The sequence below is a fragment of the Serratia sp. 506_PEND genome (genome assembly GCF_001076875.1).
Classification (GTDB): Bacteria; Pseudomonadota; Gammaproteobacteria; order Enterobacterales; family Enterobacteriaceae; genus Serratia; species Serratia marcescens.
This window is the reverse complement of the sequence record NZ_JVEL01000015.1, coordinates 1-9,100: the sequence shown is the minus strand read 5'-3', so window position 1 is coordinate 9,100 and position 9,100 is coordinate 1. Positions and strand designations below refer to the sequence as shown.

Sequence of the window (9,100 nt, the reverse complement as noted above, 5' to 3'; positions counted from 1 at the left end):
GGCAATTTCACCTGCCCGGCCAGCACCGCCAGCGCCAAGGCGCGCAGCACCTGCGCCGGGGCCACGATGATGCTGGGCGCCTGCCGTTCCAATGCGGGCAAATGCTCGCTGAACGGCGCAAGCAGATCGTAAAACGCCAGGCTCAGCCAACGGTTGTTCACGCTGTGATAGAGATTATTGTCCGCCCGCAGAAACAGCGCAACGCGCTCGCCGGCCAACAGCCCGTCCGGCAGCATCTTCGCCAGCATGCCGCCGGCCCACACCTGCTGCTCGCGCGGGCTGACGACAAACACGCCGCGCTGCCCGGAGGTGCCGGACGATAATCCGACGCTGTAGCGCCCGATCTTCGGCGTGAAATCGCGATCCGCCTCGCTGCGCTGCGCGCAGGCCAGCACCGCATCGCGCTGCAGCCCGGCGGTGTTCATGCGGTCGAACTGCGCCATCATCAGCGCCTTGTCCATCTGCGGCCATTCGGCGAACGGCCGGCGGCTGAAACGCTGAAAATAGGGGCTCTTGCTCAGCACCCGGCGGGCAAAGCTCTCAAGCTGCCGGGCCTGATGCGCCTCCAGCGCTGCACGATCGCCAAAGCGCAGGCGCCTGGCGCGGAAATAGTGCCAAAGGGTCATGAAAGGGATCACAGATCCCCCTCGTGGCACAGCAAAATGTTGACCTGCCCGCCCGCCCACAGCTGGTTGAGCCGCTCCAGCGTGCGGGTGTACGCCGCCGCATCGTCCATCACCAGATTGGCCAGGCGCGAAGGCCCGCGCAGCGTCTGGTAACTCTGCGGCGACCAGGCGGCGTCGCTGGCCAGCAGCGTCCAGCCGGCGTCGGTGAGAATAAAGGCGCCGATATGGCCGGCCGCATGCCCCGGCAGCGGCACCAGCACGATCTGCCCTTCACTGCCCGGCAGCGCGTAACCGCGATCGAACGGCGCCAACAGCGCGGGCAACGCCACCGAGGGAAAAGCCTCCATAAACTGCAGGCGGCTCTCGAAATCCGCCGGGATCAGGCCGGGAATAAAGGCGCGCTTCAGCGCCGCGAAACCGCGCAATCCACGGGTTTGCCGCCAGCCTTCGCCGGAGCAAATAAAGTCGAGTTGGCTGAAATCCTGCAGCCCGGCGATGTGGTCCGCGTGAAAATGCGAGACGATCAGCGCCTGAATATCGCCCTCGGCGTAACCGGCTTCGCGCAGTTGGTGCGCCAACGACTCGGCGGGATCGAAATAGACCGGCGTCATGCGGCGATAAAGGCTGAACACCCCCGACTGCGTGTGCTGCTGAAAATAACGCGCGTAGCCGGTATCCCACAGCCAGCGGCGCTCCCCCACCTCCAGCAGATAGGCGCGCGCCGGGAATTTGCATACCCGGAACCCGGCGCCGCGCAGCGCCATGCAGCCGATATGCGTGCAATAGCCCACTTCAAAAACGGTGACCTTAGCCATGCTGTCCGCCTTCTTGCCGCCGCAGCCACTCGCCGGTCAGACGAATGCCCTGTTCCATCGAATAACGCGGCCGATAGCCCAACTCTTCGATCGCACGGGTCTGGTTCAGCGTCATGTCAAAATGCACCGCCGCCACGCTGTAGCGCGTCAGCAGCGGTTCCTTGCCGCTCAGCGTCGCCCACAGCTCCATGCCGCCGGCCAGCGTATGCAGCAGCGGATAGGGCACGGCCTGCAGCCGGTAACTCAGCCCCAGCTCCTGACGCAGCAGCGCATCCAGCATCTCCGCCAGCCGCTGCGGTTGGTGGTTAGTGATGTTGTACACGGCGCCGGACGGCAATCCGCGCTGCCGACTGGCCAGATCCATCGCGTGCACCACGTTGGGGGCAAAGGTCAGATCCAGCAGCGCTTGTCCGCCGCCGGGCAATCGCAATACGCCGCGATCGCGTTCGAGCTGCTGCAACAGCCGCGGCACGATCACCCGATCGTGCGGGCCAAACAGGCCGCGTGGCCGCAGCATAATGTAGGTGGTTTGCGGATAGATCTTCGCCTGCGCCAACAGGCGTTGTTCGGCGGCGTGCTTGCTGGCGGCATAGTGATTGGCGAAGCGCCGGGCGCGGTAACCCTCGTCAAGATCGTAATGCGGCTGAAAATCGAAGTAGATTGCCGGCGTGGAGATATGCACGAAGCGCCGCACGCCGCAGCGCCCCGCCGCCTCCGCCAGCTTCTCCGTCGCCGCGGCGTTGATGCGGTGAAACTCCGCTTTGCCGCCCCAGGGGGAAGACTTGGCCGCGCAGTGCCACACCCACTCGCAGTCGGTCACCAGCTGCCGGCACTGCTGCGGCGTCGCCTGCGCCAGATCGAGCGCGCAAAACTCGGCGCCCAGCTGACGCAACGCTTCGCCGGCCCGTTCATCGCGGCCGGTGGCGCGCACCTGATGTCCGGCCTCCAGCAGCCACTGCGCCGCGTTGCGCCCCAGCCCGCTGGTCGCCCCGGTGACCAGCACCCTCATGGCAGCAACACCATGCCGGCCAACGCCAGCCCCGCGGCGGTGCCGATCAGCATCACCGGCTGGCCGGGGTTGAAGCGCCCGGTGGTCACGGCGGCATGCAGCGCCGTCGGGATGGACGCCGCCACCTGGTTGCCGTGGTGGCGGTAGATATCTACCAGCGCCTCGCTCGAAACGTGCAGCCGCTTGCGCATGTGTTCGAGCGACAAATGGCTGGCCTGGTGTGGCACCACGGTGGCGATCTGCGCCAGGGTCAAGCCGCTGGCGCTCAGCAGCCGATCGAGGTAGCCCTCAATCAGCGCCGACGCCTGACGGAACAGCGGCTTGCCCTGCATATGAAACAGGAAGTCTTGTTCGCACATGCCGGCGCGCGGGTTGCGGCGCGTGCCGCCGGCGCGGATCTCACAAAGTTCGCTGCCGGCGGGGTAGGTTTCCACCAGGCTGGCGAGGATGCCGCTGGCGCCGTCGCCGCGCTCTACGATGGCGCAGGCGGCGCCGTCGCCGAAGATAAGCGACGACTCTTCATGCTGCCAGTCGATGCCGCGTGAAGCGAGATCCGCTGAGACGATGGCGATACGCCGATACGTTCCGGCGTTCAGCAGCCCCGCCGCCACCTGCAGCGCAGAGATAAAGCTGACGCAGCTGCTGTTGATGTCGAAGCCGGTCGTGCCCGCCGCCAGCCCCGCCACCTTGAGAATATGCGCGGCGGTGCACGGCAATGCCTGCACCGAAATCGCCGAGGCGGAGATCAGCAGATCGATCGAGTCTGCCGGAATGGCGCGGCGAGCCAGCGCATCTTGCAGCGCAGCGGCGGCGAGCTCGGCCTGGCTGGCGTCGTCGGCGGCGTGATAGCGATAAACGATGCCCGAGCGTTTTTCAACGTAACCGGCCGGTTTCCCCAGGCGAGCGTCGAGCGTAGAGGAGGCCACGCGGTTGGGCGGCAATGCGGCCCCGGTGGCGATGATCTTCAGAGGCAACAGCTCGGGTGAGCGACATTGTGTGGTCATTATTGTTATTGATTAACCTGACTATCCATAAAGCGATTCTCCCGCACGGCACGAAGGCCACGCGGATCATCCCCGGTTTTTATGTCCCAAAAAGCCTTTCATCAAGGCGGTATCTCTTGTTATCGGCTACCACGGGCCGACGTCCGTCGGCGGAAGCATAAGCGTAACATGACTGAGATAATTAGTTTACGACAAGGCGGCGAGAATGGGCAGACGGCGGGGGAATTATCGGAATAGCGCCGCCGCTGGCGATCGGCGGCGGCGGGGTCAGGCTCAGCGGCGGTTGCGCACCAGTTGATAACGGCGGGTCAGGTACTCTACCGGCGCGCTCCAGATATGCACCAGGCGGCAGAACGGGAACAGCACGAACAGCGTCATGCCCAGCACCATGTGCAGTTTGAAGATAATCGCCACCCCTGCCAGGTGCGCAGAGGCGCCGGCGTGGAAGGTCACTACCGCCTGCGCCCAGGCCACCAGCTTCATCATTTCGCTGCCGTCCATATGCTGGGCGGAGAACGGAATGGTCAGCAGCCCCAGACACACCTGCACCACCAACAACGTCAGGATCATGATGTCGGCGAAGCTGCTGGTGGCGCGTACCCGCGGGTTGGTCAACCGGCGCTTCAGCAACAGCGCGCCGCCGATCAGCGTCATCAGGCCGCAGGCGCCGCCGGCGATCATCGCCAGCTTCTGCTTCACGTCGATCGGCAGGAAGGCCTCATACATCCAGTGCGGCGTCAGCATGCCGAGGAAGTGGCCCGCGAAGATGCCGATAATGCCGATGTGGAACAGGTTGGACGCCAGCCGCATGCCCTTTTTATCCAGCATCTGGCTGGAGCCGGCGCGCCAGCTGTACTGCCCGTAGTCGTAACGCAGCCAGCTGCCGATCAGGAACACCGCGCCGGCCAGATAAGGGTAGATATCGAAGAAGAACTGATTCAAAAATTGCATGATTAGCGTCCTTTGGTTCCGGTTAACGCATCCGTCAGGTCCAGATACTGTGGCGCTACCGCGCCGGCGAAGCGCCGCTGGTGCGCCGTCTGCTGGGCGGAGGCGCAGCCTTGTTCGCCGAGAAACTTGATCTGCTCCTCTTCCCACACCGCATCCAGCGCCTGCGGCGTATCGTCGCGCGCCTCTTGCGCCACCTGCGTCTCCAGCGCCTGGGCCTGCACCTCGCTGCCGGACAGCGCCAGCAGCAGCTCAAACAGCACCGCGTACGGGCTTTCGCGCTGCTGCAGACGCGCGCCCAGCAGCGCCAGGATCGGCGCGATGTCCCGCAGCCCTTCCCGCGCCTGCGCCGCGCTGCGGCTGGCCAAATACTCCAGGTACAGCGGCAGGAAGTCCGGCAGCTCACGGCTGTCGATCTCCAGCCCGGCGGCGCGGTACTGCGCCATCAGGTCAACCATCGCCTGGCCGCGATCGCGCGACTCGCCGTGCACATGCTCAAACAGCAGCAGCGAGGTGGCGCGGCCGCGATCGAACAGTTCGCAATAGTCAGCCTGCGCGTCCAGCAACGGGCGCGCGCACAGGCGGCGGATAAACAGAATCAGCTGCGCGCTGTGGTGCAGATCCAGCTCGCTGGCCGGCTCCAGCGCTTCGATCAGCGCCTGCTGATGGTCAAACAGCGCCTGCTCCGGGTAATCCAGCAGGCGGGCGATCACTTTCAGGCTGATCATGAGGCATCCTCCGGCCGCGCGGTTTTCGCGGTCACGTCGATGGCATCGATACGGCGGCTGTTGAACAGATTGAACTTGCCGTCGCTGCCGTGGCAGCCGTCGCCGAAGCTGAAGCCGCACCCCTTGCTTTCCAGGAAGGCTTCGCGCGCCAGCTCGCGGTGGCTCGACGGCACCACGAAGCGATCTTCATAGTTGGCGATCGCCAGGTAGCGATACATCTCCTGCGCCTGCGCTTCACTCAGACCGACCTGCTCCAGCGCGCTGGTGTCCACCACGCCGTCGACGGTTTCCGCCCGCTTGTAGTGGCGCATCGCCAGCATGCGTTTCAGCGCCAGCAGCACCGGCTCGGTATCGCCGGCGGTCAACAGGTTCGCCAGATACTGCACCGGGATGCGCAGGCTCTCGACGTCCGGCAATACGCCGCTGTGCGCCAGCTCGCCGGCGTCGGCGGCCGATTGAATCGGTGACAACGGCGGCACGTACCACACCATCGGCAACGTGCGGTATTCCGGGTGCAGCGGCAGCGCCAGCTTCCAGTCCATCGCCATTTTGTACACCGGCGACTGCTGAGCGGCTTCAATGACGCCCTGCGGCACGCCGTCCGCCAGCGCCTGAGCAATCACCTTCGGATCATGCGGATCGAGGAAAATATCGAGCTGACTCTGGTACAGATCCTTGTCGTTCTCCACCGCCGCCGCCTGCTCGATGCGATCGGCGTCGTACAGCAGCACGCCGAGGTAGCGGATGCGGCCCACGCAGGTCTCCGAACAGACCGTCGGCTGGCCGGCTTCGATGCGCGGGTAGCAGAAGATGCACTTCTCGGACTTGCCGCTCTTCCAGTTGAAGTAGATTTTCTTGTACGGGCAGCCGGTCAGGCACATGCGCCAGCCGCGGCACTTGTCCTGGTCGATAAGCACGATGCCGTCTTCGCCGCGCTTGTAGATCGCCCCGCTCGGGCAGGTGGCGACGCAGGCCGGGTTGAGGCAGTGCTCGCACAGGCGCGGCAGATACATCATGAAGGTGTTTTCGAACTGGCCGTACATCGCCTTCTGCAGGTTGTCGAAGTTCTTGTCCTGCGAACGTTTTTTGAACTCCCCGCCGAGGATCTCTTCCCAGTTCGGGCCGCTTTCGATCTTGTTCATGCGCTGCCCGGTGATCAGCGAGCGCGGGCGCGCCACCGGCTGGTGCTTGCCCTGTTTGGCGGAGTGCAGATGCTGGTAGTCGTAATCGAACGGCTCGTAGTAGTCGTCCAGCGCCGGCACATCCGGGTTGGCGAAGATTTTCGCCAGCACGCCGACGCGGCTGCCCATGCGCGGTTCCAGCTTGCCGTTGATTTTGCGGATCCAACCGCCCTTCCATTTTTCCTGATCTTCCCAGGCGTGCGGATACCCGACGCCCGGCTTGCTTTCCACGTTATTGAACCAGGCGTACTCCATACCCTCGCGGCTGGTCCATACGTTTTTGCAGGTGACCGAACAGGTGTGGCAACCGATGCACTTGTCCAGATTCAGCACCATGCCGACTTGCGAACGAATTTTCATTTGCTGTTCTCCTGCTGACTGCCCTGCGCGTAGTCGTTGCCTTCGTCGTCCAACCAATCAATGCGGTTCATCTTGCGCACCACCACGAACTCGTCGCGGTTGGAACCGACGGTGCCGTAGTAGTTGAAGCCGTAGGCCAACTGCGCATAGCCGCCGATCATGTGGGTCGGCTTCGGACAGGCGCGGGTCACCGAGTTGTGGATGCCGCCGCGTTGGCGAGTGATCTCCGAGCCCGGCAGATTCACGATGCGCTCCTGTGCGTGGTACATCATGGTCATGCCGGCCGGGATACGCTGGCTCACCACCGCGCGCGCCGTCAGCGCGCCGTTGGCGTTGAAGGCCTCGATCCAGTCGTTGTCCGCAATGCCCAGATCTTTGGCGTCGTCTTCGCTCAGCCAGACGATCGGCCCGCCGCGCGACAGCGTCAGCATCAGCAGGTTGTCGCTGTAGGTGGAGTGAATGCCCCACTTCTGGTGGGGCGTCAGGAAGTTCAGCGCCTTCTCCTTGTTGCCGTTCGGCTTGCTGTTCAGCAGCGGCTGCGCGGCGCGGGTGTCGATCGGCGGCCGGTATACCAGCAGGCTTTCACCGAAGGCGCGCATCCACTCATGGTCCTGATACAGCTGCTGACGGCCGCTGAGGGTGCGCCACGGGATCAGCTCGTGCACGTTGGTGTAGCAGGCGTTATAGGAAACGTGTTCGTCCTCCAGACCGGACCAGGTCGGGCTGGAGATGATTTTGCGCGGCTGCGCCTGAATGTCGCGGAAGCGAATTTTCTCGTCTTCCTTGTTCAGCGCCAGATGCCGGTGATCGCGGCCGGTGACGTTGCTCAGGGCTTCCCAGGCTTTCACCGCCACCTGGCCGTTGGTTTCCGGCGCCAGCGACAGGATCACTTCCGCCGCGTCTATCGCGCTCTCGATCTTCGGCCGCCCCGCCGCCGGGCCGTCGGCCTTGACGTAGTTAAGCTGCTTGAGGAAGTCGACCTCGGTTTGGGTGTTCCAACTGATGCCCTTGCCGCCGTTGCCCAGTTTGTCCAGCAGCGGCCCCAGTGAGGTAAAGCGCTCGTAGGTGGCCGGGTAATCACGCTCCACCGCGATGATGTGCGGCGCGGTTTTACCGGGGATCAGATCGCATTCGCCCTTCTTCCAGTCCTGTACGCCGTAAGGCTGCGCCAGCTCGGCGGCGGAGTCGTGCTGGATAGGCAGGGTCACCACGTCGGTTTCCTGGCCCAGATGGCCGACGCACACCTCGGAGAAGGCCTTGGCGATGCCCTTGTAGATTTCCCAGTCGCTCTTCGAATCCCAGGCCGGATCGACCGCCGCCGACAGCGGATGAATGAACGGGTGCATGTCGGAGGTGTTCATGTCGTCTTTTTCGTACCAGGTGGCGGTCGGCAGCACCACGTCGGAGTACAGGCAGGTGCTCGACATGCGGAAATCGAGCGTCACCACCAGATCCAGCTTGCCTTCGCCGCCCTGCTCGCGCCATTCCACTTCCTGCGGCATCACGCCGCCCTGCTGGCCGAGATCTTTCCCCTGGATGCCATTTTCGGTGCCCAACAGGTATTTGAGCATGTACTCATGGCCCTTGCCGGAGGAGCCCAGCAGGTTGGATCGCCAGACGAACAGGTTACGCGGGAAGTTCTGCGGATTGTCCGGCTGCTCGGCGGCGAAGCCCAGCGAGCCGTTCTTCAGGCTGTCGACGGTAAATTCGACCGGCGATTGGCCGGCCGCGCGTGCCTGCTCCGCCAGGCGCAGCGGGTTAGCGCCCAGCTGCGGCGCCGACGGCAGCCAGCCCATGCGTTCGGCGCGCACGTTAAAGTCGATTAGGCTGCCGCCGAAGCGCGATTTGTCCGCCAGCGGCGACAGCAGCTCGTCGGTGCCGACGGTTTCATAGCGCCATTGACTGGAATGGTTGTAGAAGAACGAGGTGCTGTTCATGTGGCGCGGCGGGCGCTGCCAGTCGAGGCCGAACGCCAGCGGCAGCCAGCCGGTTTGCGGCCGCAGTTTTTCCTGGCCGACGTAGTGCGCCCAGCCGCCGCCGCTCTGGCCGACGCAACCGCAGAAGATCAGCATGTTGATCAGGCCGCGGTAGGTCATGTCCATGTGATACCAGTGGTTGACGCCGGCGCCGACGATGATCATCGAACGGCCGTGGGTCTTCTCGGCGTTTTCCGCGAACTCGCGGGCAATGCGGATGATGTTGTGGCGCGACACGCCGGTGATCTGCTCGGCCCAGGCCGGGCTGTAAGCCTTGACCTCGTCATAGTCGGCGGCGCAGTTGGCGTCGCCCAACCCGCGCTCCAGGCCGTAATTGGCCAGCGTCAGATCGTATACGCTGGTCACCAGCGCTTCGCTGCCGTCCGCCAGCCGCAGGCGTTTCACCGGCAGCTTGTGCATGTGGGGTGACAATCATTTTAGCACTGTTCGGGG

General features: G+C 64.3%; 7 protein-coding genes and 1 pseudogene. All 8 read right to left on the bottom strand.

All coding sequences use genetic code 11. From position 1 onward, the window contains the following. On the bottom strand, positions 1–638 hold a 638-nt coding region (locus ADK28_RS00310), incomplete at its 3' end, for a F390 synthetase-related protein (protein WP_048794594.1). Beyond that, positions 635–1,441, bottom strand: a complete 807-nt coding sequence (locus ADK28_RS00305) for an MBL fold metallo-hydrolase (RefSeq protein ID WP_016927366.1) — start codon at positions 1,439–1,441, stop codon at positions 635–637. The genes ADK28_RS00310 and ADK28_RS00305, both read right to left, overlap by 4 nt. Continuing rightward, positions 1,434–2,450: an NAD-dependent epimerase/dehydratase family protein gene (locus ADK28_RS00300; protein WP_033640060.1), complete on the bottom strand. Its 1,017-nt coding sequence runs from the start codon at positions 2,448–2,450 to the stop codon at positions 1,434–1,436. The genes ADK28_RS00305 and ADK28_RS00300 overlap by 8 nt, the downstream gene beginning before the upstream one ends. Then, complete coding sequence (locus tag ADK28_RS00295) at positions 2,447–3,454, bottom strand: 3-oxoacyl-[acyl-carrier-protein] synthase III C-terminal domain-containing protein (protein WP_048794593.1); 1,008 nt, start codon at positions 3,452–3,454, stop codon at positions 2,447–2,449. The genes ADK28_RS00300 and ADK28_RS00295 overlap by 4 nt, the downstream gene beginning before the upstream one ends. A 273-nt stretch (positions 3,455–3,727) precedes the next feature. Next, on the bottom strand, positions 3,728–4,405 hold the full coding sequence (gene narI / locus ADK28_RS00290; RefSeq protein ID WP_033640058.1) for a respiratory nitrate reductase subunit gamma: 678 nt from the start codon (positions 4,403–4,405) through the stop codon (positions 3,728–3,730). 2 nt (positions 4,406–4,407) lie between these two features. Then, a complete protein-coding gene (narJ, locus tag ADK28_RS00285) occupies positions 4,408–5,130 on the bottom strand; it encodes a nitrate reductase molybdenum cofactor assembly chaperone (protein WP_048794592.1) in 723 nt (240 codons plus the stop codon). After that, positions 5,127–6,671 carry a nitrate reductase subunit beta gene (gene narH / locus ADK28_RS00280; RefSeq protein WP_048794591.1) on the bottom strand — a complete coding sequence of 515 codons (1,545 nt, stop codon included), beginning with the start codon at positions 6,669–6,671 and terminating at the stop codon, positions 5,127–5,129. Before narH ends, narJ begins: the two co-directional genes overlap by 4 nt. Further along, positions 6,668–9,067 (bottom strand): annotated as a pseudogene (locus ADK28_RS00275) (nitrate reductase subunit alpha); the annotation flags it as partial. The gene narH and the pseudogene ADK28_RS00275, both read right to left, overlap by 4 nt. Positions 9,068–9,100: the final 33 nt, after the last annotated feature.